This is a genomic window from Clostridium algifaecis (assembly GCF_017874415.1).
GTDB lineage: Bacteria > Bacillota > Clostridia > Clostridiales > Clostridiaceae > Clostridium_B > Clostridium_B algifaecis.
This window is the reverse complement of sequence record NZ_JAGGLM010000015.1, coordinates 35919-59764: the sequence shown is the minus strand read 5'-3', so window position 1 is coordinate 59764 and position 23846 is coordinate 35919. Positions and strand designations below refer to the sequence as shown.

At 30.7% G+C, this 23846-nt stretch carries 21 protein-coding genes; all 21 read left to right on the top strand.

What is annotated here, in order from left to right; genetic code table 11:
* Window positions 1-239 precede the first annotated feature (239 nt).
* The 21 genes from J2Z42_RS10750 (at window position 240) to mgfK (ending at window position 23840) form a co-directional block, all read left to right on the top strand.
* Window positions 240-584: a DUF6514 family protein gene (locus tag J2Z42_RS10750; protein ID WP_209702709.1), complete on the top strand. Its 345-nt coding sequence runs from the start codon at window positions 240-242 to the stop codon at window positions 582-584.
* A gap of 122 nt (window positions 585-706) precedes the next feature.
* Window positions 707-1081 (top strand): holo-ACP synthase, encoded by a 375-nt coding sequence (gene acpS, locus J2Z42_RS10745; protein WP_209702707.1) that lies wholly within the window; start codon window positions 707-709, stop codon window positions 1079-1081.
* Window position 1082: 1 nt separating this feature from the next.
* Window positions 1083-2582 carry an NAD(P)H-hydrate dehydratase gene (locus J2Z42_RS10740; protein WP_209702705.1) on the top strand — a complete coding sequence of 500 codons (1500 nt, stop codon included), beginning with the start codon at window positions 1083-1085 and terminating at the stop codon, window positions 2580-2582.
* 124 nt (window positions 2583-2706) lie between these two features.
* Window positions 2707-3330 carry a germination lipoprotein GerS-related protein gene (locus tag J2Z42_RS10735; protein WP_209702703.1) on the top strand — a complete coding sequence of 208 codons (624 nt, stop codon included), beginning with the start codon at window positions 2707-2709 and terminating at the stop codon, window positions 3328-3330.
* Between the two features lie 12 nt (window positions 3331-3342).
* Window positions 3343-4506: an alanine racemase gene (gene alr / locus J2Z42_RS10730; RefSeq protein ID WP_209702701.1), complete on the top strand. Its 1164-nt coding sequence runs from the start codon at window positions 3343-3345 to the stop codon at window positions 4504-4506.
* Between the two features lie 221 nt (window positions 4507-4727).
* On the top strand, window positions 4728-5048 hold the full coding sequence (locus tag J2Z42_RS10725; protein WP_209702699.1) for a CopG family ribbon-helix-helix protein: 321 nt from the start codon (window positions 4728-4730) through the stop codon (window positions 5046-5048).
* Window positions 5008-5358 (top strand): type II toxin-antitoxin system PemK/MazF family toxin, encoded by a 351-nt coding sequence (locus J2Z42_RS10720; protein ID WP_209702697.1) that lies wholly within the window; start codon window positions 5008-5010, stop codon window positions 5356-5358. The genes J2Z42_RS10725 and J2Z42_RS10720 overlap by 41 nt, the downstream gene beginning before the upstream one ends.
* A gap of 153 nt (window positions 5359-5511) precedes the next feature.
* A complete protein-coding gene (gene ftsE / locus J2Z42_RS10715; RefSeq protein WP_209702695.1) occupies window positions 5512-6198 on the top strand; it encodes a cell division ATP-binding protein FtsE in 687 nt (228 codons plus the stop codon).
* The gene (gene ftsX, locus J2Z42_RS10710; RefSeq protein WP_209702693.1) at window positions 6188-7078 is read left to right on the top strand and encodes a permease-like cell division protein FtsX; all 891 of its coding nucleotides are present in this window, start codon (window positions 6188-6190) and stop codon (window positions 7076-7078) included. The genes ftsE and ftsX overlap by 11 nt, the downstream gene beginning before the upstream one ends.
* 160 nt (window positions 7079-7238) lie before the next feature.
* The gene (locus J2Z42_RS10705) at window positions 7239-8414 is read left to right on the top strand and encodes a S41 family peptidase (RefSeq protein ID WP_209702692.1); all 1176 of its coding nucleotides are present in this window, start codon (window positions 7239-7241) and stop codon (window positions 8412-8414) included.
* A 114-nt stretch (window positions 8415-8528) separates the two neighbouring features.
* Window positions 8529-9827, top strand: a complete 1299-nt coding sequence (locus J2Z42_RS10700) for a PDZ domain-containing protein (protein WP_209702690.1) — start codon at window positions 8529-8531, stop codon at window positions 9825-9827.
* Window positions 9828-9831: 4 nt separating this feature from the next.
* Window positions 9832-11811 (top strand): excinuclease ABC subunit UvrB, encoded by a 1980-nt coding sequence (gene uvrB, locus J2Z42_RS10695; protein WP_209702688.1) that lies wholly within the window; start codon window positions 9832-9834, stop codon window positions 11809-11811.
* Between the two features lie 23 nt (window positions 11812-11834).
* The gene (gene uvrA / locus J2Z42_RS10690) at window positions 11835-14657 is read left to right on the top strand and encodes an excinuclease ABC subunit UvrA (protein ID WP_209702686.1); all 2823 of its coding nucleotides are present in this window, start codon (window positions 11835-11837) and stop codon (window positions 14655-14657) included.
* Between the two features lie 69 nt (window positions 14658-14726).
* The gene (locus J2Z42_RS10685) at window positions 14727-15167 is read left to right on the top strand and encodes an FHA domain-containing protein (protein WP_209702685.1); all 441 of its coding nucleotides are present in this window, start codon (window positions 14727-14729) and stop codon (window positions 15165-15167) included.
* A gap of 30 nt (window positions 15168-15197) precedes the next feature.
* The gene (locus J2Z42_RS10680; RefSeq protein WP_209702683.1) at window positions 15198-16400 is read left to right on the top strand and encodes an FtsW/RodA/SpoVE family cell cycle protein; all 1203 of its coding nucleotides are present in this window, start codon (window positions 15198-15200) and stop codon (window positions 16398-16400) included.
* 1 nt (window position 16401) lies between these two features.
* Window positions 16402-17826, top strand: a complete 1425-nt coding sequence (locus J2Z42_RS10675) for a peptidoglycan D,D-transpeptidase FtsI family protein (RefSeq protein ID WP_209702682.1) — start codon at window positions 16402-16404, stop codon at window positions 17824-17826.
* Window positions 17827-17977: 151 nt separating this feature from the next.
* Entirely contained in the window at window positions 17978-18586 is a 609-nt protein-coding gene (locus J2Z42_RS10670; protein WP_209702680.1) for a metal-dependent hydrolase, read from the top strand.
* A 29-nt stretch (window positions 18587-18615) separates the two neighbouring features.
* Window positions 18616-20484, top strand: a complete 1869-nt coding sequence (uvrC, locus tag J2Z42_RS10665) for an excinuclease ABC subunit UvrC (protein ID WP_209702678.1) — start codon at window positions 18616-18618, stop codon at window positions 20482-20484.
* Window positions 20485-20561: 77 nt separating this feature from the next.
* The gene (gene murB, locus J2Z42_RS10660; protein WP_209702676.1) at window positions 20562-21476 is read left to right on the top strand and encodes a UDP-N-acetylmuramate dehydrogenase; all 915 of its coding nucleotides are present in this window, start codon (window positions 20562-20564) and stop codon (window positions 21474-21476) included.
* Between the two features lie 145 nt (window positions 21477-21621).
* Window positions 21622-22506: an RNase adapter RapZ gene (gene rapZ / locus J2Z42_RS10655; RefSeq protein WP_209702675.1), complete on the top strand. Its 885-nt coding sequence runs from the start codon at window positions 21622-21624 to the stop codon at window positions 22504-22506.
* Window positions 22503-23840 (top strand): gluconeogenesis morphogenetic factor MgfK, encoded by a 1338-nt coding sequence (gene mgfK / locus J2Z42_RS10650; protein WP_209702673.1) that lies wholly within the window; start codon window positions 22503-22505, stop codon window positions 23838-23840. Before rapZ ends, mgfK begins: the two co-directional genes overlap by 4 nt.
* Window positions 23841-23846 lie beyond the last annotated feature (6 nt).

Below are 23846 nucleotides of genomic sequence, written 5' to 3'. Positions count from 1 at the left end.
TTACATAAGAAATTTTTGTAGTTATTATTTAATTTTCGACAACAATTCATTAAGAAAAATATATATGAAAAGTTTTAAATTATTATTTATAAAATCTCTTAATTATGTTGTCATATAAAAGAGATAATTTATAAATTTCCTTCTCATAAAGTGACATAATTTTTTTATAATGTATGCTAATATGTTTTTGTGATCTTAATTATAATTAATGAGTTAATTTGGGGGAGGAAAAATGACTTATGGTATTAGAAAATCTAGTGAAAACTCAAATAAATAAAAATATAAAGTATATTTATTTTTATAGGTTGACTAAAGAAAAAGTGGATATTACATACGATTTGAGTATTGTTTCATTACAATCTTATGGTATAGAGATAGAAAGACAGAGTATAATTAAAGATAAATTAATAGATGTGTGTAGAGATTCTGTAATGAGTATAAGTCCTGACAGGTACAAAGTACATAAATTATTGAGATTATTGTACGAAAATCAGGTGTCGCCAATTCATTTGGTAGATATAATTGGTGATTATGTGGATGAATATATATTGGATTTTGATAAGGAAATAAAATCAATGGCTTAAAAATAGAATTTATTTATGGGATGAATGGTATTTTGCTGTTTATCTCATTTTTTGTAACTTTAAAAAAATTAATATTTAATTTATTATATAATAAAAAGAAAAAAGCTAACAGGAGGTATATTGTGATTTTAGGTGTTGGTGTGGATATAGTTGAAATTGCTAGAATAAAAAATGCTGTTGATAAGCATTCAAATTTTATGAATAAACTATTTAATGATGAAGAAATCAAGTATTTAAATAGTAGAAATTGCAGACCGGAATTTATAGCAGGAAGGTTTGCGGCAAAGGAAGCTGTTTCCAAAGCACTTGGAACTGGTTTTAGAGGTTTTGATTTTAAGGACATATTTATAGATAGGACTACTGAAGGTAAGCCAACTGCTGTTTTAAGAGGAAAAGCCAAATTACTTACTAAAGATTATGAAAGTTATAAAATTCATTTGAGTATATCTCATGAAATTAGTACTGCTGTAGCATTTGCGGTAATGGAGGTGTTTTAAATTGAAGATTGCAACGGTTGATATAATGAGAAAACTTGACAGTTATTGTATAAATGAATTAGGTATACCGGGAATTGTATTGATGGAAAATGCAGCATTGAAAGTAATAAAAAATATTGATACATCTACATATAATTCTTTTTGTGTGGTATGTACTAAAGGAAATAATGGAGGAGATGGTTTTGCAGTTGCCAGACATCTTTACAATTTGGGTAAAAAAGTAGACATATTTTTAATTGGAAATGAAAGTAATATGAGCAGTGATTGCACAGTCAACTATGAAATATTGAAAAAGCTAGGAATAAACATAATGATAGTAAATAGTTTGGAGCAGATTGAGAATATTAGAAATTCACTAAAATTTAGTGACATGACAATTGATGCTATTTTTGGTACCGGACTTTCAAGGGATGTAGAGGGTTTGTATGGTGAAGTTGTAAAATGCATAAATGAGTATAGCAAGTATACTTTGTCCATAGACATTCCTTCAGGAATCAGCGGGAATAGTGGAAAAGTATTAAAAAATGCAGTTAAAGCCGATAAAACGGTATCTTTTCAACTGTATAAAAGGGGATTCTTAAATTATGATGCAGGCAATTTTATTGGAGATTTAGTCATTGAAGATATAGGTATTCCTGATAAAGTAATTGAAAAATATAAAAGCAATGAATTTTTAATAGATAATTATTTAATGAAAAATATGATTCATAAGAGAAATAAGTATTCTCATAAGGGAAACTTTGGAAGAGTGCTTATTGCTGCAGGATCCAAAGGATTTTCAGGAGCTGCATATATAAGTACACAATCTGCAGTTAGGAGCGGGGCAGGACTTGTAACTTTGGGATGCAGAGAAAATATACAGGATATTATGAATACAAAGCTTACAGAGGCTATGACATTTAGACTAGAAGATAATAGTAAACTGGAAGAATTTATTGAAAAATGTGATGCAATAGGAATAGGACCTGGAATGGGGAACAATGAATTTACATTTGATATTTTAAAAAAAGTAATTGAAAAAGCAAGAAATACTGTGGTAATTGATGCAGATGCTATAAATGTTTTAAGTGGAAAATTGGATATTTTAAAGCACAAAAAATGTAATGTGGTAATGACACCACATCTAGGGGAGATGTCTAGAGTTACTGGACTTGATATTGATTATATAGAAAAGAACAGAATAGAAGTTTCAAAGAAATTTGCCAGAGAAAATGATGTAGTATTGCTTCTTAAAGGTTACAATACTATTATAACTGATGGACAAATGGTAGCTGTAAATTCTACTGGAAACAGTGCAATGGCTTCAGGTGGAATGGGTGATTGTTTAACTGGAATGATTACATCCTTTGTGGCACAGAAATATAGTGCTTTTAAAGCAGCATGTATAGGTGCATATATACATGGACTTTGCGGTGATAGATTGTCTGAAAAAATGTTTTGTGTTAATGCGTCACATATAATGGATGAAATACCTTTTGCAATAAAAGATATTTTTAAATAGATACATAAGCAGATAAAATAAAAATTATGTATAGTAAATTTAAAGTTATATTAATATAAGTGTAATAGAAACAAACTGCATGGAATAATATTATTAGTAAAAATACATGAATTGGAGGAATTGGATGTTTAAGAAACTTCTGATTATTTTTATTATATGCATTCCTATAATATTTATTTTTTCATCGTGCAGTAAGAAAACTCATAATGTAGAAAATACTATTGATTATCTTAAAAATTTGGACAGCTATAGCTGCAATGTAAATATAGAGATAGAAAATGACAAACAAAAAATAAATTATGAAGGAAAGCAATTTTATAATAAGGAATATGGAAATAGATTTGAATTGGGCAAAGACAGGATATTTATATATAAAGGCGATAAGATGTTTATCCATGATTTGAAAAATGGGAGTAATTATAATACAGATGAGAGTTTTGACAGCTTATTCAGATTATGCTTTATAGATGAATATGTAAGTCTTATTTACACAAACGAAAGGGTTGATAATTCATTTAAGAATATATATAATGAGGAATATCAGGTTATAGGTTTAGATATACCAGGCAATAATAAAAATATATGCAAGGCTGAATTGTATGTCAGTTCAGAAAAAGCTGTTCCAAAATATCTGTTAATCTATGATTCTCATGATAGAGAAAAAGTAAAAGTTGAATATAGTAATTTTAAAGAAAATATAGATTTACAAAAGAATTTATTTGACGCAGGTACTGTTCAGATAAAATAAGGAGTGAACATTGTGGATGAATTTTTTAGGCCTGCCTGGGTAGAAATTAATTTAGACAATTTAATTTATAATGCCAGACAGATAAAAAATAAGGTAGGGGATAGAGATATAATAGGAGTTGTAAAAGCAGATGCATATGGACATGGTGCTGTTGAGGTTGCATCAACTCTTTTAAAAAATGGGTTTACGAAATTGGCGGTGGCTATTTTAGATGAAGCCATAGAACTTAGAAAAAATGGCATAGAATGTCCTATAATGATACTTGGAATTACACCAAATTTTTTATTTGAAGATTTAATAAAATATAATTTAGAGCCTACAATATCATCTTATGATGATGCAAATAGCTTATCTAAAATGGCAGTTAAATATGGTAGAAAAATAAAAATTCATATAGCATTGGATACTGGTATGGGCAGAATTGGATTTTTACCTGACGATGAAGGAATTGATGCTGTTTATAAAATAAGCCAGCTTCAAAATATAGAAATAGAGAGCTTATTCTCACATTTTTCTACAGCAGATGAGTCAGATAAAACTTATACCAAGCTTCAATTTGAGGAATACAAAAAATTTTATGGTAAGTTAATGGACAAGAATGTTAAAATAAATATGAAAAACATAGCTAATAGTGCTGCAATAATGGAGCTCCCATTTACTTATTTTGATGAAGTAAGGCCTGGAATAATAATTTATGGATACTATCCTTCAAATGAAGTTGACAAGAATAAGTTGAATATAAAGCCTGTAATGACACTAAAAGCTAATATAGTTCATTTAAAAACTATAGATAAAGACAAGTATGTTGGATATGGCAGAAAATTTAAATCTGTTAGAAAGACTGTAATTGCAACTTTACCTATAGGTTATGCTGATGGGTATTCGAGGAGATTGTCTCAAAAGTCGAAGATTATTATAAATGACAAATTGGCTCCTGTAGTTGGAAATATATGCATGGATCAATGCATGGTAGATGTAACTGATGTAGGTGATGTAAGTGTTGGTGATGAAGTTATATTGATTGGTGAAAAGGGAAATTTGAAGTTTAATGCAGACAACATAGCCTCTATACTGGAAACTATAAATTATGAAGTGCTTTGTATGATGTCAAAAAGACTCCCAAGAGTATATATAAAAGATGGCAAAATATTAAAAGTAAAAAATTATATTGTTTAAAAGTTAATACTTATCCTATTTACATAAGAAATTGTAATTATAAAATACATATTGAACTAAAATTAAATATGTATATGGAGAATAAACGTTTGGCAAAAGATATTATAATGTCGATAAAAAAGTATATAAGTTAGATATTATAATTTTTTGACATATGTATAGATATATAATATACTATATGTATCTTTTTTCTTACGTTAATAGGAGGTATTAATTTTTAAATGTCAAATTCAAAAAGATTAGTAGTGAGCCTTTCAGAAACACTGTATGATGAATTTAATAGAGCGCTTAAGAAAGATTGCAAAAAAAGAAGTGAATTTATTAAGGAAGCTATCATATTATATATTAGGGATAAAAAAAGGTTAGATAATATATCCTATATGGAAAAGGGATATAGGGAAATGGCACAACTTAATCTTGAGTTTGCGGAAATGGGCTTTGCACGAGACATAAGGGAGTTAAAAGAATATGAAGCGAAGCTTTCGGAGAGTGATTTGCCTAATGACAACGATAGTGAAAAGAGGAGATATATTTTATGCTGATTTAAGTCCTGTAGTGGGTTCTGAACAGGGTGGCATTAGACCTGTTATTATTATTCAAAATGATGTTGGTAATAAATATAGCCCTACAGTTATAGTTTCAGCAATTACTTCTCAGATAAATAAAGCAAAACTTCCAACTCATGTGGAGATTTCTTCAGAAGCCTATGGACTTAATAAGGATTCGGTAGTATTGCTTGAACAAATAAGAACTTTGGATAAAAGAAGATTGAAAGAAAAAATTGGTCATATGACAGATATAGATATGAAAAAAGTTGACAATGCACTTCTGGTAAGTGTAGGTATACAGTAAACTATTTAAGGGCGAAATTTGTGCCCTTATTTTTTATTAATAATAAATTAATAGTTTAAATTTTTAATTATTTAGCTTATTATGATATAATGTAAAATATGACGTTAAGGGGGGAGACTTTAAAAACACAAGAATATATGAGGAGAGGTATAGATGATAGAATTTAAAAACGTAAGTAAGGTTTATAATAATAACATATTTGCGTTGTCTAACATAAATCTTAAAATTGAAAAGGGCGAATTTGTATTTTTGGTAGGCCCTAGTGGAGCAGGAAAAACCACTTTTATTAAAATGATGCTTAAAGAGATTGAAGCAACTAATGGTAATTTAATAGTAAATGGTCAGGATATAACTAATTTGCCGCGAAAAAAAATACCGCTATATAGAAGAAAGCTTGGAGTAGTTTTTCAGGATTTTAGATTGATACCTACATTGAATGTATATGAAAATGTTGCTTTTGCTATGAGAGTAATTGAAGCTTCACCTAAAGAAATAAGAAAAAAAGTTCCAGTAGTATTGTCACTTGTAGGACTTGCTAAAAAATATAAAGCATTCCCACATGAACTATCAGGAGGAGAGCAGCAGAGAATATCACTTGCAAGAGCCATTGTAAATAATCCTTCTATACTGATAGCAGATGAACCTACAGGAAACCTGGATCCGGATACTTCTATGGATATAATGGATACAATAAATGACATAAATCGTGCGGGAACTACAGTCCTTATGGCAACTCATGCCAGAGAAATAGTGGATAACATGAGAAAGAGAGTTATCGCATTGGAAAAAGGAATAATTGTAAGAGATGAAAAAAGGGGTGCATATGGTTATGAGGATTAGCACAATAAAATTTTTTATAGAGGAATCTTTTAAGAGTTTAAAGAGAAACAAAACCATAAGTATTGCATCGGCAGCAACAGTTGCAGCTACTCTTTTCATATTGGGAATATCACTTCTTGCAATGTTAAATATCAAGCAGGGGATACTTGAAGTTCAGTCAAAAGTTGAAATAAAAGTATATTTGAAGGATAATATAACTAGCTCCCAGAAAAGAAGTATAGAAGATAAAATTAATACAACGGATGGAATTGTTTCTGTAAATTATGAAACTAAAGCTCAGGCAGTGGATAAATTTAAAAATCAGCTTGGAAGCCAGAATAAGTCTCTCGCAGATGGACTCGAAAAAAATAATCCACTTCCAAATTCTTATATAATAAAAGTAACAACACCTGAAGTTGTGTCAAAGGTTGTAGACAACATTAAAAATATGGATGGTATTGACAGCATTCAAGATGGTAAGGGAATAGTGGATAAAATCATAAGTATAACAAGAACCATAAAGTGGGTAGGAACTGTTATATTGGTTATATTAATTGGAGTTTCATTGTTCTTAATTGGAAATACTATAAAGTTAACTGTTTATTCAAGAAGAAAAGAAATAGGTATAATGAAATATATAGGTGCTACAGACTGGTTTATAAGGTGGCCTTTTATAATAGAAGGTATGATGATAGGATTGATAGGTGGAATTTTTGCAGATATAGTTTTATATTATTTATATAGAATTATGTATTTTAAAATTTCTTCTTCTTTTATAATGATGCAGCTTATAAGTCCTCAATATATATATACTAATATACTGGCATTATTTGTACTTGTTGGTATCATTATTGGGGCAATTGGAAGTATACTTTCTATGAGAAAATTTTTGGCAGTTTAATTTGTTATATTGTAAATTATTTGGCATGCAGAATTCTGCATGCCAATTTTATAAGACGATTTGAATTTTTAATGTTATAATTATTTAATAATTACATAAATACTAATATATAGATGATTAATTACATATTTGAGATTTACTTGAAAGAGGTGTATATGATTTGAAAAAGAATAAAAAGTGGGTACTTTGTACTATAGCTATTGTTGTTATAACTAATCTTATTACTATGTTTGGAACCTTTAATTTTTGGCGCATGCGTGAAGGAAATGCTCTGAGTAAATTTGAAAAGATATTTGAGGTGAGAAATACATTATATAAATATTATGATGGAGCTATTAGTGACGATGCATTGCTAGAGGGAGCTTTAAAAGGCATGACAGCTTCATTAAATGATCCATATACTGTATTTATGAATAAAAATGAATTTGATGCTCTTAATAGTGAAACTGAAGGTAAATACAGTGGAATAGGAATTCAAGTTACTTCAAGCGACAACAAAATCAAAATAGATAAGGTATTTAAGGGAACGCCTTCTGAAAAGGTTGGTCTAAAAGCTAAGGATATAATAGAGAAGGTAAATGGAACTGCGGTAAATGGAAATGAACTCGATAAAGCTGTTGCTATGATGAAGGGAAAAGAGGGAACTGAAATTACACTTACAATCTTTAGAGAGAACAAAGGAAGCTTTGATGTAAAAGTAAAGAGAGAAAAAGTGAATATGCAGACTGTCACTGGAGATATGGTAAGTTCAAGTGTAGGATATATTCAGGTATCAATGTTTGATGAAAATACAGCTAAAAATTTCAAAAATGAATTGGATACATTAGAATCAAGGGGAATGAAATCCGTAATTATTGATCTGAGAGATAATCCAGGTGGAGTTCTTGACCAATGCGTTGATATGGTTTCAAATTTTGTACCTAAAGGTAAGGTAGTAGTTTCTACTAATGATAAATACAATAATAAGAAGGAATACAAATCTAAAGGAGGCAATTTTTATAATTTGCCAGTTACCATACTGACGAATGGAAACACTGCTAGTGCATCAGAAATATTTTCGGGTGCTATAAAAGATTATAAAAAAGGAACATTAGTAGGAGAAAAAACTTTTGGAAAAGGTGTTGTTCAGACTATGTTTGACACAGGAGATGGTACTGCACTTAAGGTGACTATATCTAAGTGGTATACTCCAAATGGTGATAATGTACAGAAAAAAGGAATAAAGCCTGATACTAATGTAGTTTATCCTGACAGTTTAAAAGGAAAGCCTTATGATAGAAGCATAGATCCTCAATTTGTAAAAGCATTGGAAATTGCACAGAGTAAACTTCAATAGATATTATTTTATCTTTGACCAAATATAAATAAATTACTATAATGGATTTGACATTTTAAATTAGACAGAAAAGTTCTGTCTAATTTAATTTATGGAGAGGGGTATTAACTTTTAATGAATATATTGCTGTACACACTTAAGTCTATAGCTTTTGCACTTACAGAACCATATTTAATAGTGCTTTTGGCCATTATGGCTTTTGTATTATATAAAAAAAATATGCAAACTGCAGTTATGCAGAAGATGATAATTGGAGAGAAAATTAATTCTCCTTTTGAGCTTACAATATCTCAGGTTGTAATAGGAATATTTGCGGGAACATTGGTAAGTATTATAATGTCTTATTTGGGTATAGCTTTCAAACAAAATTCTGCTGTAGATCTTGTATTTTTAGCATCAATAATCTTTATGTTTTTTAATCCAAGATTTATATGTTTTTCTTATTCTGGAGCTGTAATTGGAATACTTAGTATTATACTTAGTGAAATATCCGTATATTTTAATATTCCAGGACTCGACTTCCTAAAAATAGATGTAATGTCACTTATGAGTATGGTAGCTGTGCTGCATTTTGTAGAAGGATTACTTGTTATCATAGATGGTAAAACAGGTAGCATACCAATTTTTACAAGTAAAGAAGGAAGGATAATTGGAGGATTTGCACTCAAAAGATATTGGATAATTCCAGTGGCTATATTTTTTATACTTCAAGATAAATCTGTAGTATCATCTGCATGGCAAGTATCTACACCATCTTGGTGGCCTATATTAAAGGATTCACTTATATCAGATACTTTAAAGACAGCAGTGCTAACTCTTATGCCATTTTATGCAGTGGTTGGATATAATACTATAACCTTTACAAAAAATACAAGAGAAAAGACATTTATATCAGGAAGTTTTATTATGATATACAGTGTAATATTATTTGGATTAGCTCAACTCGCAAATTTTAGCTTGTTTTTCAAGGTGTTAGTTCTACTTTTTGCACCTATTGCACATGAAGGAATGATAATTTTTCAAAGATATATTGAAACTAAAGGAAAACCTAAATACATAAGCAGCAGTGAAGGTATTATGGTACTGGCTGTTGCACCGAATTCACCAGCTAATGAAATGGGAGTAAAAAGTGGAGATTTGCTGGTAGAAATAAATAATGAGAAAATTGAAGATGAAGAAAAAATAGGCGAAATAGTAAAGGAGAGTTCAAATTTTATATGGCTTAAAGTAAAAAGAGTAACAGGAAAATTTGAACAATTGAGTTATGACAAAATGAATGGTGATAGAAGACTTGGAATAGTATTTGTACCTAGAAATGTACCTAAAGACAGTATGGTAATAAACTTAAACAAAAATAAATTTTCAGATGTATTAAATAAGATAAAGAATAAAAATAAGGATAAGGACGATTAGAAAAATGGGAAATTTTAAAATACACTCTAAATTTAAACCAAAGGGAGATCAGCCTCAGGCTATAGAGAGTATAAAAAATGGTATTTTAAATGCTGATAAATATCAGACCTTAATTGGTGTAACTGGATCAGGTAAAACTTTTACTATGGCGAATATAATAGAAAAAGTTCAAAAACCAACTTTGGTACTTGCTCATAATAAAACACTGGCAGCACAACTTTGTTCTGAATTTAAAGAATTTTTCCCGGAAAATAGTGTGGAATATTTTGTGTCCTATTATGATTATTATCAACCTGAGGCCTATGTTGCACAAACAGATACATATATTGAAAAAGACGCATCTATAAATGATGAAATAGATAAACTCAGGCATTCTGCTACTTCAGCTCTCTTTGAAAGAAAAGATGTAATTGTAGTTGCATCTGTATCATGCATATATGGACTTGGAAATCCAGAAGAGTATAAAAGACTTACGATATCTTTAAGACCAGGTATGGTAAAAGACAGAGATGAAATTATTAAAAAATTGGTAGAAATACAATATGAAAGAAATGATATTAATTTTGTTCGTGGAACCTTTAGAGTAAAGGGTGACACTTTGGACATATTCCCAGCTTCTTCTACAAATCACGGTATAAGGATAGAATTTTTTGGGGATGAAATTGACAGAATAAAAGAATTTGATGTTTTGAGCGGAAATACTATTGGAGCAAGGAATCATGTCTCAATATTTCCGGCATCTCATTTTGCGACTTCGAAGGAAAAGATGGAAGGTGCAATAAGCAAAATAGAGGAAGAGTTGGAAGAAAGGCTGCAGGAGCTTACATCTTGTGATAAACTTCTTGAAGCTCAAAGACTAAAACAGAGAACTAATTTTGATATAGAAATGATGAGAGAAGTTGGTTATTGCAGTGGTATTGAAAATTATTCCAGGATAATTGATGGAAGGGCTAAAGGAAGTCCACCTCAAACACTTATGGATTATTTTCCAAAAGATTTTTTGATGTTTATAGATGAAAGTCATGTTACACTTCCACAGGTAAAAGCTATGTATGCAGGGGATAAATCTAGAAAACAATCCCTTGTGGATTATGGATTTAGGCTGCCATCTGCTTTTGATAATAGGCCTTTAAAATTTGAAGAATTTGAAAAAAAGGTAAATCAGATTGTTTTTGTCAGTGCAACACCATCAGATTATGAAATGGAGCATTCTGAAAACATTGCGGAACAGATACTTAGACCGACAGGGCTTTTGGATCCAGAAATTATAGTAAGACCGGTTAAAGATCAAATAGACGATTTATATACAGCTATAAATGATACTGTAAAAAGAGGCTTCAGGGTGCTTGTAACTACACTTACAAAAAAGATGGCGGAAGATTTGACAGATTATTTCAAAGATATGAATATAAAAGCAAGATATATGCACTCGAGCATTGTTACAATTGAGAGAATGAAGATAATTCGTGACCTTAGAAAAGGTGAATTTGATGTACTTGTTGGAATTAACCTTTTAAGGGAAGGACTTGATATACCTGAAGTTGCATTGGTTGCAATATTGGATGCAGATAAAGAAGGATTTTTAAGATCAGAAAGATCACTTATACAGACTATAGGAAGGGCTGCCAGAAATTCTGAAAGTAAAGTTATAATGTATGGAGATACAATTACAGACTCTATGAATAAAGCTATTACTGAAACCAATAGAAGAAGAAAAATACAAATGAAATATAATAAAGAACATGGTATAATTCCTAAAACTATAAGTAAAGAAATAAGAGATATAATAGAAGCAACTACAGTTTTGGAGAAACAGGAGAATTATGATAGTTTAGATGAAGCAATAGCTGGCAATAATGAAAATATAGATAAATTAATAGAGAAAAATCAGAAAGAAATGAAAAAGGCTGCCAGTGAACTTAGATTTGAAGAGGCTGCCAGACTTAGAGATATTATAGCAAAGTTAAAAAAAGAAAAAAATTGATATTATACTAAGGAGTTAAAAATATGAAAGAAAGTATAGTTATAAAAGGTGCTAAAGTTCACAATTTAAAAAATGTAGATTTAACTATACCAAGAAATAAATTTATAGTTTTCACAGGACTTTCTGGCTCTGGAAAATCATCTCTTGCATTTGATACATTATATGCAGAAGGCCAGAGAAGATATGTTGAATCTTTGTCTGCCTATGCAAGGCAATTTTTAGGACAGATGAATAAACCTGATGTTGAATATATAGAAGGATTGTCCCCAGCTATATCCATTGACCAGAAAACCACAAGCAGAAATCCACGATCCACGGTAGGAACAGTTACTGAAATATACGATTATTTAAGGCTTTTGTATGCAAGAATTGGAGTACCTCACTGTCCTGAATGTGGGAGGGAAATAACACAGCAGACAGTAGATCAGATGGTAGACAAAATATTATCTATGCCCGAAAGAACTAAAATACAGATACTTGCACCTATTGTCAGGGGGCGTAAGGGTCAGCACGTAAAAACAATTGAGAATATAAAGAAAAATGGATATGTTAGAGCTAGAATTGATGGAGAAATTGTGGATTTAGAAGAAGATGAACTTGCCTTAGAGAAAAATAAAAAACATACTATAGAGGTTGTAGTAGATAGACTCATAGTAAAAGATGATATAGAAAGCAGGCTGGCAGATTCAATAGAAACTTCACTTAAACTTTCAGATGGCATAGTAATAATAAATGTTGTTGGCGGTGAAGATATACTTTTCAGCGAAAAATTTGCCTGTGTACATTGTGGCATAAGTATAGGAGAAATAACACCTAGAACTTTTTCTTTTAATTCTCCTTTTGGAAAGTGTGATACTTGTGATGGACTTGGCAAACTTTTAGAAATTGATGAGAAATTAGTTATACCGGATAAAACGAAAAGTATAATGGACGGAGGAGTTCTCCCATGGGGAGCTGGAAGTTTGAAGGAAGAAGCATGGACATATAGTATACTTAAGGCACTTTCACAAAAATATAAATTTAAATTAGATACACCTATAGATAAACTAGGCGATAAAATAGTTAATATACTTCTTTATGGTTTAAAAGGTGAAAAAATAAAAGTTAAATATGAAAAAGACGGAAGATTGATGGAATTCAATCATGGTTTTGAGGGAATAATCAATACTTTAAAAAGAAGATATATGGAAACTAATTCTGATTATATAAAGAGTGAAATAGAAAACTATATGAGTGATAATGTTTGTCCATCATGTAAAGGAGCAAGGCTTAAACCGGAAGCTCTGGCAGTTACAGTGGGCGGCAAGAATATTTATGAATTTTGTAGTATGTCTATAAAAGATGAGTTGAAATTTTTTAAGAATATTAAGTTGTCTGACAAAGACAAGATAATAAGTGATCAGGTATTAAAAGAGATAAATAGCAGACTCGAATTTTTAGTAGATGTAGGACTTGATTATTTAACTTTAGCTAGAACCGCAGGAACTTTATCCGGTGGAGAGTCTCAAAGAATTAGGCTTGCTACACAGATAGGATCAAGTTTAGTTGGAGTATTATACATACTTGATGAGCCAAGTATAGGACTTCACCAGAGGGATAATGACAGGCTTATTAGAACTTTAAAGCATTTGAGAGACATAGGAAATACTTTGGTTGTTGTGGAACATGACGAGGATACTATGAGAGCTGCAGACTACATAGTTGATATAGGACCTGGAGCAGGAGAACATGGCGGTGAAGTAGTTGGAACCGGTACTATATCTGATATAATTAAAAGTGAAAGATCTATAACAGGACAATATTTAAGTGGAAAAAAGAAAATAGAGGTGCCAGAATCCAGAAGAAAGGGAAATGGAAATTTTATAACTGTAAGAGGAGCAGAAGAGAATAATCTAAAAAATATAAATGTCGATTTTCATATTGGAGTTTTTAATTGTGTAACAGGTGTATCAGGTTCTGGAAAGAGTACACTCGTAAATGAAATATTATATAAAGGACTGAATAAAAAAATAAATGGTTCTAAGAATAATCCTGGCAAGCATAAGGATATACTTGGGATAGAAAACATAGATAAAATTATAGATATAAATCAGAGCCCTATAGGCAGGACTCCAAGATCAAATCCGGCTACATATACTGGAGTATTTGATGTAATAAGAGAGGTTTTTTCAAATACTGCCGAAGCTAAAATGAGAGGCTATAAGCCTGGGAGGTTTAGTTTCAATGTAAAGGGTGGAAGATGTGAGGCTTGTAGTGGTGATGGAATAATAAAAATTGAGATGCAATTTTTATCGGATGTGTATGTTCCATGTGAAGTATGCAAGGGTAAAAGATACAATAGAGAAACTCTCCAGGTGAAATACAAGGGTAAAAATATAGACGATGTTCTAAATATGACTGTAGAAGAAGCACTTGATTTTTTTAAGAATATACCTCGAATAAAAAATAAACTACAAACGTTATTTGATGTAGGACTGGGGTATATTAAACTTGGCCAACCATCAACACAGTTATCTGGAGGAGAAGCTCAGAGAATTAAACTTGCTTATGAACTTTCTAAGAGAAGTACAGGTAAAACTTTGTATATACTAGATGAACCAACTACAGGACTTCATATAGATGATGTAAAGAGACTTGTAGATATACTCCAGAGGATTGTTGACACAGGAAATACTGTTGTGGTTATAGAACATAATCTGGATGTTATAAAATGTGCAGATTATATAATAGACCTTGGGCCGGAAGGTGGAGAAAAAGGTGGAAAAGTACTTTGTACAGGTACACCTGAAAAAATAGCTGGAAATAAAAATTCTTATACAGGACAATATTTAAAAAAAATGATATAATCTACATAATGACTAGCATAAACAGGCTCAAAATGCTAGTTTTTTCATCTTAGGGGAGGATATTTTAAAATGGATTTGAGTAAATTGAGTTTAATCTTTAAGATTGTAATCATAGGAATAGTATATATAATAATAGTTTGTTCATTGAGAATAATGTACAAGGATATAAAAAATGGAGGAAAAAGGGCAAGAATGGCAAATAGAAGAGCCTTTGGACTTGAAGTATTGATAGCTGGAAATAATTCAAATTTGAGAAAAGGTGCCGTTATTCCTATACGTAAAGAAATAACGATAGGGAGGAAAAGTGATAATCTTTTACGACTTGAGGATCCTTATGCTTCATCTCACCATGCAAGAGTATATGTTAAAAATGGCAAGGATTGCATTATAGAAGACTTAGGAAGTACTAATGGAACTCTTTTAAATGGTAAAAAATTAGAAGGACGCCAGTATTTGAGCTCAGGAGATGAAATAAAAATTGGCAATACTTCTTTTAAATTAATAGGATAATTATAAGATATTTATGGGTGGTGAGTACAATTGGATACTACTAGAGATGAGAAAAAACTGCTTAGATATACATATTTATTATGTTTAGCATGTTTTTTCAATTTAGCTGTGATAAAACAGCCTTTTGACAAAGGTGCTATGGTTATGGCTGTGGTTACATGTTTGCTTATAGGCTATTCTTATTTTGTTATAAGAAGATTTTTTTCAGATGGAGACAAATATATATTTGTTTTTTCAAGTATTTTATCTGTTATAGGTATGGTTATGCTATATAGGATAAATATGGCAGTTTCTATTAAACAGATTATATTTTTTGCAGTTGGGGTTACCGGATTTATATTAATTGTAGTTTTAACGCCTGATACTACAGGCTTTAGCAAATATAAATACATATATTTAGTATTTACTATAATATTTATGAGTCTTGGTACTTTGCACGGAACTGAGATAAACGGATCAAAAAACTGGGTTAGTTTTGGAGGATTTAGTTTTCAACCATCTGAATTTGGTAAAATAACATTAGTAGCTTATCTTGCTGCAGATTTAAAGGATTATAAAAATTTTAAAAATCTTATAGTTCCAGGTTTAGTTGTAATGGTTTGTCTTGGATTTATGGTAATTCAAAGAGACCTTGGTTCAGCACTTATATTTTTTGGAATAGCTGTAACCATGCTTTATATAGCTACATCAAAATTCAAATATGTAATAACATGTTTTTTACTGGCAGCGGCAGGGTCATATATGAGCTATAAAATGTTTAATCACGTAAGAACGAGAGTTTTAATATGGAAGAATCCATGGCCTTATGCGAATGACAAAAGTTATCAGATAGTTCAGTCAATGTTTTCCATATCGTCAGGGGGACTCACCGGTACAGGACTTGGATTAGGCCATCCTGAATTTGTTCCTATAAATACTACTGACTTTATATTTGCAGGATTATGTGAAGAACTTGGTATACTTATGGGATTTGCGGTAGTTATAATGTACTTTTTGCTTTTTTACAGATGTATTAGGGCAGCTGTTTATTGCAGCGATGAATTTTCAAGACTTCTGGCTGTAGGTTATAGTACTATGATTGCATGTCAGGTTTTAGTTATAGTTGGTGGTGTTATGAATGCCATCCCGCTTACAGGTGTAACTCTGCCGCTTGTTAGTTATGGAGGCAGCTCTATGCTAATAACGTTTTTTTCTCTGGGTATAATTCAGAAGATATCAGAAGAGGGTAGGTAGCATGAATAACATACTAAATAATATTAAAAAAGTAATGTTTGTTTTTTTATTGTGCTTTATTGGATTAATTTCATACATGACTTATTTTGAAATGGTAGTAGGACCTAATATAGTAAATAGCAGCTACAATAGGAGAGTATGGATTAAAAGAAATGAGGTACTTAGAGGAACCATATATGATAGAAATGGAAATCCATTAACTAAAAGTGAACCTATAAATGAAGAAACACAGAAAAGAGAATATACAGGTGGAGCTATGTTTTCTCATGTACTTGGTTATGTGGATCAGAAATATGGAATAACAGGTCTTGAAAAAAAATACGATACTCAGCTTATGTCTACAGATATACAGGATAACTTAAAAAGCCTTATTAAAAATAAAGGAAAGTCTGTAAAAAAAGTTGGAGATGGAGTAAAAACTACTCTGGATACAGCAACTCAGAAGAAAGCATATGATCTTTTGGGAGATAATAGAGGAGCTGTAGTTGTATTAAATCCTAAAACAGGTGAAGTAATTGCTATGGTTTCTAAACCATCATTTGATCCAAACAATCTTGGAGAAAGCTGGGCAAGTATAAATAAGGATTCAACCAGGCCGCTTTTGAATAGAGCTACTGGTGGACTGTATCCGCCGGGTTCTACTTTTAAAACTGTAACAGCTATAAGTGCACTGGAAAATATAAGTGGTGTTCAAAACAGATCCATTGATGATACAGGATCAATTCAAATTGGAAATTATACATTGCATGATTATAATGGAGAAGTTTTGGGAAATATAGATTTCCAGCAGGCTTATGCTCATTCGAGTAATGTATATTTTGGATCTCTTGGTATTGATCTTGGAAATGATAAATTGAAGAGTACTGCTGAAGAATTTTATTTTAATAAGAGTATTCCAACAGATGGAATACCTGTTGAAGCAAGTAACTTCCCTGCTTTAAAATCTTATGAAAAAGGAAATATTGCTCAAAGTGCAATTGGACAGAGCAGCGTGCTTGCAAGTCCACTTCAAATGGCATTGGTAGTAAGTACTATAGCAAATGGCGGGGTTATGATGAAACCTCATCTTGTAACAAGTGTAGTTACAAACAGTGGAAAATTAGTTAAGTCGGTATCTCCGGAATCTATAGGTCAGATTATATCTCCAGATATTGCAAATACTATGAAAACAATGATGAAATCTGTTGTAGATTATGGTACAGGAACTAATGCTTCTGTAGAAGGAGTTGAAGTAGCTGGAAAAACTGGTACAGCTGATAATCAAGTTATGGGAAATGATTCTCCTCCTCATTCCTGGTTTATAGGTTTTGCACCTTATGATAATCCACAGGTAGCAGTTGCAGTAATTGTGGAAAATGGAGGACAGGGAGGAATACTTGCTGCCCAGATAGCATCTGGAGTAATAAGTACATCTCTTGGAAAATAATACAATATAATAATTATGTAATTACCCGGGAAATTTTGTTGAAAAAAGTAATATTTAATTTAATTTAATGCTATAATATAGAGACTAAGCAGTTTATTGAGATTAAGTATGGTGTATTTAGACTTTTGCAGCAAAATGAAAAGGAGAAAAAATGAAAGGTAGAACTCATGCAGGAATGGGAGTGATTACTTTTTTATCCATTTATAAGTTAATTCCCGGGGGATTTAATTATTTTGGTATGGTTCTAGTTATATTTGCATCTATATTACCTGATATAGACCATCCTAAAAGTATAGTAAATAAGTACATACTCCCATTTAAAAATAAAATAACAAAGGTTACTTTATATGGGTGTCTTGGTATAGTATTATTATGGTATGATTATTTGTATGTGGATAAACCAATAATAAAAGCATTAGGTATAGTATTTATTATAATAGCTGTATCTTCTCATAGAGGCGGACTTACACACAGCTTAATGGGTATGTCTATGTTTTCATTTGTTGCAGGATATCTGGGTAATATGTATAATATACACTACCTTGTATATTATTTTATGACAGGGTATGGTATGCACCTACTTTGTGATATGTTTACAAATAAAGGCGTTCCTTTATTCTATCCTTTTAGAAAAAAGAAAGTTAAATTCCCATTTACATATAGTACTAATTCTAAAATTGGCTCTGCCATAGAGCAATTACTTATGATAGGTGGTCTTCTTTTTACTATATATAAGATACCAGCTATATTTTACAAATAATTAAAATTATATATTCAAGAGGTGAGGGAATGTTTGATTTTGAATACCAGTTAAAGGTTTTACCAGATAAACCTGGTGTTTATATTATGAAGAATTCCTTCGGTGGAGTTATATATGTAGGAAAAGCAAAAATACTTAAAAATAGAGTAAGACAGTATTTTCAAAATTCTAAAAATCATTCTGCCAAAGTGAAGGCAATGGTAGAAAATATATCAGAATTTGAATATATAGTTACAGATTCTGAAATAGAGGCACTTATACTTGAATGTAATTTGATAAAAAAATACAGACCAAAATATAATATTTTACTGAAAGATGATAAACAATATCCATTTATAAAAGTAACTATAAATGAAGATTTTCCAAGAGTAATTGTTACAAGAAATATGGAAAAAGATGGTGGAAAATATTTTGGACCATTTCCCAATGTTTCTTTTGTACATGAAACTATAGAACTTATAAAAAAGATATTTCCTATAAGAAACTGTAGAATGAGAATAGTGGAAGAAAAGACTAACGTAAGACCCTGCCTAAACTATTTTATAGAATTATGCAAGGCCCCTTGTGCTGCCTATATAACTAAACTGCAGTACAGAAAAATAATAGATGAAGTGATAGATCTTTTATCTGGAAGAGATAAAAATATTATAAGAGAATTAGAAGATAATATGAAAATTGCTTCAGAAAAGTTGGAATTTGAAAAAGCGGCAAACTTAAGAGATAAAATAATTGCAGTTAAAAAAGTAACGGAAAAACAAAAAATAATAACAGGAAATTTTGAAGATGAAGATTTTATAAATATATATTCAGATAAATGTGATAGTTGTGTTCAAATATTTTTTCTCAGGTACGGGAAAATAATAGGAAGGGAACATTATGTCATAGAAAATACCATAGATTTACCTAAAAAAAATGTAATTTGTAATTTTATTAAGGGATTTTATGGGGGAACTGCGCATATACCTAGAAACATATATGTCCCGGATGCAGAAGATATAGAACTTTTACAGCAGTGGCTCAGCATGAAAAAAGACTCAAAAGTAAATATTAAAATTCCATTAAAAGGTGATAAGAAAGCTACTCTTGATCTGGTAGGAAAGAATGCAGAAACTACACTTAGCAATTTTAAAATGAAATTAATTCAGGATAAACAAATGCATATAGAATCTGTTGAAGAAATTGCCGGATTATTGGATCTTGAAGATATCCCCCATAGAATAGAAGCATATGATATATCAAACATTCAGGGAGTTGATTCTGTAGGAAGCATGATCGTTTTTGAAGATGGAAGAGCAAAGCACAGTGATTATAGAAGATTTAAAATAAATACTGTTAAAGGAGCAAATGACTATGATAGCTTGAATGAAATGCTTACAAGAAGGTTTGAACATGGATTGGACGAAATAAGGAGAATACAGAAAAAAGATTTAAAATTGAGCTCGGGAAAATTTTGTGTATTTCCTGATTTAATTCTTATGGATGGTGGAAAGGGGCAGGTAAATGTAGCAATTAGTGTACTTCAAAAATTTGATATAGATATACCTGTTTGCGGCATGGTAAAAGATGATAGTCACAAAACCAGAGGACTTATATATAATAATAGAGAGTTAAATATAGAATTACATTCAAGCTTGATGAGATTTATAACCAGAATACAGGATGAAGTTCATAGATTTGCTATAACATATCATAGAAGTTTAAGGAATAAGAGAGTACTTCACTCTGTATTGGATGATATACCAAATGTGGGAGGCAAGAGAAGAAAAGAGCTTTTAAAGAAGTTCGGGAGCATAGAAAATATAAAAAAAGCAGATATGGATGAACTTATTAAAACGAACTCCATTGATAGACGCGCGGCAAAAAGTATTATAGAATTTTTTAAAAATCAAAAAAATTGATATGAATCTTGATTAAGACATGCATATACATTATACTAATTAGTGTTTTAAATTTTAATTTCGAGGAGAATAGAACCATGAATAAATTTAAGAATTTTATTGTTGATTTAAAAAAAGTATTGAATGAAGAAGATATAAAAATAGATGAGCTAATGAAAAATCATACTTCTTTTAAGGTAGGAGGACCAGCGGATATTCTAATAACTCCAGAAAATTCAAATCAAGTCATTGATGTAATTAAAATGAGTAAGGATAAAAATATACCGTATTACATAATGGGAAATGGTTCTAATTTACTTGTTAAAGATGGTGGAATAAGAGGAATTGTAATTAAATTAACAAATTTAAATTCTATAAAAATAAGTGAAAATAAAATAATATCTGGAAGCGGGGCTTCTTTAAAGGATGTATCAGAAGCTGCTTTAAATAGCAAATTAACTGGTTTTGAATTTGCATGTGGTATTCCCGGCAGTGTAGGTGGTGCTGTTACTATGAATGCAGGAGCCTATAATGGAGAAATATCAAACGTTATAGAAAGTGTAAAAGTTATAGACAATCATACTAATGTAAGAACACTTAATTTAAAAGAACTGGAACTTGATTATAGAATGAGTTCTATTTTAAAATATGGATATACAGTTCTTGAAGTTACCTTTAAGCTTGAAAGAGGAGATTATGATAAAATTCATAATAGAATTGAAGATTTGAATAGAAGAAGAAAAGAAAAGCAGCCGCTTGAATATCCTTCTGCAGGAAGTACATTTAAAAGACCGGAAGGCCATTTCGCAGCAAAATTAATAGATGACAGTAAATTAAAGGGTGTAAGTGTTGGCGGAGCACAGGTTTCTGAAAAACATTCTGGATTTATAATAAATAAAGGTAATGCCACAGCAAACGATATCTTGAATTTAATAAAGGTAGTTCAAAAGACTGTAAAGGAACAGTTTGATGTTGATCTTTATACTGAAGTTAGGATTATAGGTGAGGACTAATTATTAAATAGTTTTTAGAAAGAGAATCTATTAATTACAGTTAGATTCTCTATTTTTTATGAAATTTTTTTATGTTATAATTATAACAACAAATCAATGAAATTGCAGCATTAAGTTAAAGCAATTTTTAATAGGAGGGCTTAACATGAGATTTGTTATAGTGACAGGATTGTCTGGTGCAGGTAAAACTCAGGCTGTAAGAAACTTGGAAGATTTAGGATATTTCTGCGTAGATAATCTTCCTCCAACACTTATACCTAAGTTTGCAGAAGCTTGTTATAAAACCTATGGAAAAATAGATAAAATAGCTTTAGTTATAGATATACGTGGTGGACAATTTTTTAATGATATTTTTGAAAGCTTAAATTATCTAAAAGATAATAAATATAAATATGAAATATTATTTTTAGATGCCTCAGATGAAGTACTTATAAAAAGATTTAAAGAATCCAGAAGAAAACATCCGCTGGCACCAGAAGGAAGAATATTAAATGGAATATCCATGGAGAGAAATAAACTTAGAGAGTTAAAAGATAGAGCTGATACTATAATAGATACATCTAAACTGGCCACAAGAGAGCTTAGAGAAGAGATAAACAGGATATATTCAGAAGAAGGCCAGATTGAAACACAGCTTATGATAACAGTGCTTTCTTTTGGCTTTAAATATGGAATACCTGTGGATTCAGACTTGGTTTTTGATGTTAGATTTCTTCCAAATCCATTTTATATTCCTAAACTTAAAAAATATTCAGGAAATGATAAATTGGTGGTAGATTATATAACTAAGTTCAAGCAGACCAATGAATTTGTAAATAAACTTTCTGATATGCTGGAATTTTTAATACCTTATTATTTAAAAGAGGGAAAAAGACAATTAATTATTTCAATAGGATGTACTGGAGGAAGACATAGATCTGTAACAATTGCAAATATTATTTATAACAATCTTAAACAAAACGGATATAAAGTTAACATAGATCACAGGGATATTGAAGAAGATGCCAATAGAGGTGGTAAAAAGTTATGAAAATTACGGGTTGGCTCAGACCTGGTATAAAAGTTAAAAGATGGATCATGCTTGGAGCTATGGGAGTACTTTTTATAATATTTGGTGTACTTGAATTTGTAAATAGAAGATTTTATAGTATTTATTATATTTCATTCTATATTTTTTTAATTATATCGGGTATTTTTGTATTATATATTTCTATAACTCAGGGAATGCGTTCTATAATAGCACTTATAAATAAGGGTTATTTAAATGTTTCATTAAATTCTAGGAGACTTGAAAATCTAATATATGAAAAAAGACTTCTTGTAAAGGGTCCTAAAATAGTTGCGATTGGTGGAGGTACAGGACTTTCAACAATGCTTAGAGGGCTTAAATATTATACATCGAATATAACAGCTATAGTTACTGTTGGGGATGATGGCGGTGGATCTGGAGATTTGAGGGAAGATCTTGGTATACTTCCTCCAGGAGACATAAGAAACTGTATAATGGCTCTTGCTGATACTGAACCTATTATGGAAGAATTACTTCAATATAGATTCAAAGATGGCAGGTTAAAAAATCAGAGCTTTGGCAATTTATTTTTGGCGGCTATGGATGGTATATCTTCAAACTTTGAAGAAGCTGTTCAAAAAATGAGTTCAGTACTTGCAGTTACAGGAAAGGTTATGCCTGTTACACTTGACAATTTAGTGCTTAAAGCCAAATATAAGAATGGAACCATGGCACAGGGAGAATCTACCATACCTGAAGAAGCTATAAAGCGCAATACTAAAATAGACAGACTTTTTATTGAACCAAAGGGGGCAACTGCATTAAAAGAAGCTATTGAAGCCATAATAGAAGCAGATGCCATAATTCTTGGACCGGGAAGTCTTTATACGAGTGTTATACCAAATCTTCTGGTTAGAGGTATAGCTCCAGCCCTGCACAAGACTAAGGGTGTTAAAATATATATATCTAATATAATGACACAGCCCGGAGAAACAGATGGATTTTCTGTATCTGATCATATAAAGACTATTTACAAGCATGGTGGAAGTGGAATAATTGACTATGTTGTTGTAAATGTAGGTAAAATAGACAAAGCTTTAGAAGGAAAATATCATGAAGAAGCATCACATCTTGTAAATATAGATGAAGAGAATATAAATAAATTGGGAGTAAAACCTATAGAAGGGGACTTTATTAGTATAAAGAATGGTCTCATAAGACATAACTCGGAAAAACTTGCTTCTATTTTAATAGAAACAATTATGGATAAAAAACTTTTATATGATAGAAAAAAGATAATCGAGTATTTTTATTTATCTGAAAGAATTAAACAAAATAAAAAAAGCAATAGGTAGGAGATA

Bases quoted from the DNA above. Each gene is read 5' to 3' on its own strand.
- mgfK (WP_209702673.1), top strand. From the start codon at position 22,503: ATGAAAATTACGGGTTGGCTCAGACCTGGTATAAAAGTTAAAAGATGG.
- J2Z42_RS10720 (WP_209702697.1), top strand. From the start codon at position 5,008: ATGACAACGATAGTGAAAAGAGGAGATATATTTTATGCTGATTTAAGT.
- uvrB (WP_209702688.1), top strand. From the start codon at position 9,832: ATGGGAAATTTTAAAATACACTCTAAATTTAAACCAAAGGGAGATCAG.
- uvrA (WP_209702686.1), top strand. From the start codon at position 11,835: ATGAAAGAAAGTATAGTTATAAAAGGTGCTAAAGTTCACAATTTAAAA.
- J2Z42_RS10685 (WP_209702685.1), top strand. From the start codon at position 14,727: ATGGATTTGAGTAAATTGAGTTTAATCTTTAAGATTGTAATCATAGGA.
- J2Z42_RS10700 (WP_209702690.1), top strand. From the start codon at position 8,529: ATGAATATATTGCTGTACACACTTAAGTCTATAGCTTTTGCACTTACA.
- J2Z42_RS10725 (WP_209702699.1), top strand. From the start codon at position 4,728: ATGTCAAATTCAAAAAGATTAGTAGTGAGCCTTTCAGAAACACTGTAT.
- ftsE (WP_209702695.1), top strand. From the start codon at position 5,512: ATGATAGAATTTAAAAACGTAAGTAAGGTTTATAATAATAACATATTT.
- J2Z42_RS10735 (WP_209702703.1), top strand. From the start codon at position 2,707: ATGTTTAAGAAACTTCTGATTATTTTTATTATATGCATTCCTATAATA.
- rapZ (WP_209702675.1), top strand. From the start codon at position 21,622: ATGAGATTTGTTATAGTGACAGGATTGTCTGGTGCAGGTAAAACTCAG.
- J2Z42_RS10750 (WP_209702709.1), top strand. From the start codon at position 240: ATGGTATTAGAAAATCTAGTGAAAACTCAAATAAATAAAAATATAAAG.
- ftsX (WP_209702693.1), top strand. From the start codon at position 6,188: ATGAGGATTAGCACAATAAAATTTTTTATAGAGGAATCTTTTAAGAGT.
- uvrC (WP_209702678.1), top strand. From the start codon at position 18,616: ATGTTTGATTTTGAATACCAGTTAAAGGTTTTACCAGATAAACCTGGT.
- J2Z42_RS10675 (WP_209702682.1), top strand. From the start codon at position 16,402: ATGAATAACATACTAAATAATATTAAAAAAGTAATGTTTGTTTTTTTA.
- murB (WP_209702676.1), top strand. From the start codon at position 20,562: ATGAATAAATTTAAGAATTTTATTGTTGATTTAAAAAAAGTATTGAAT.
- J2Z42_RS10670 (WP_209702680.1), top strand. From the start codon at position 17,978: ATGAAAGGTAGAACTCATGCAGGAATGGGAGTGATTACTTTTTTATCC.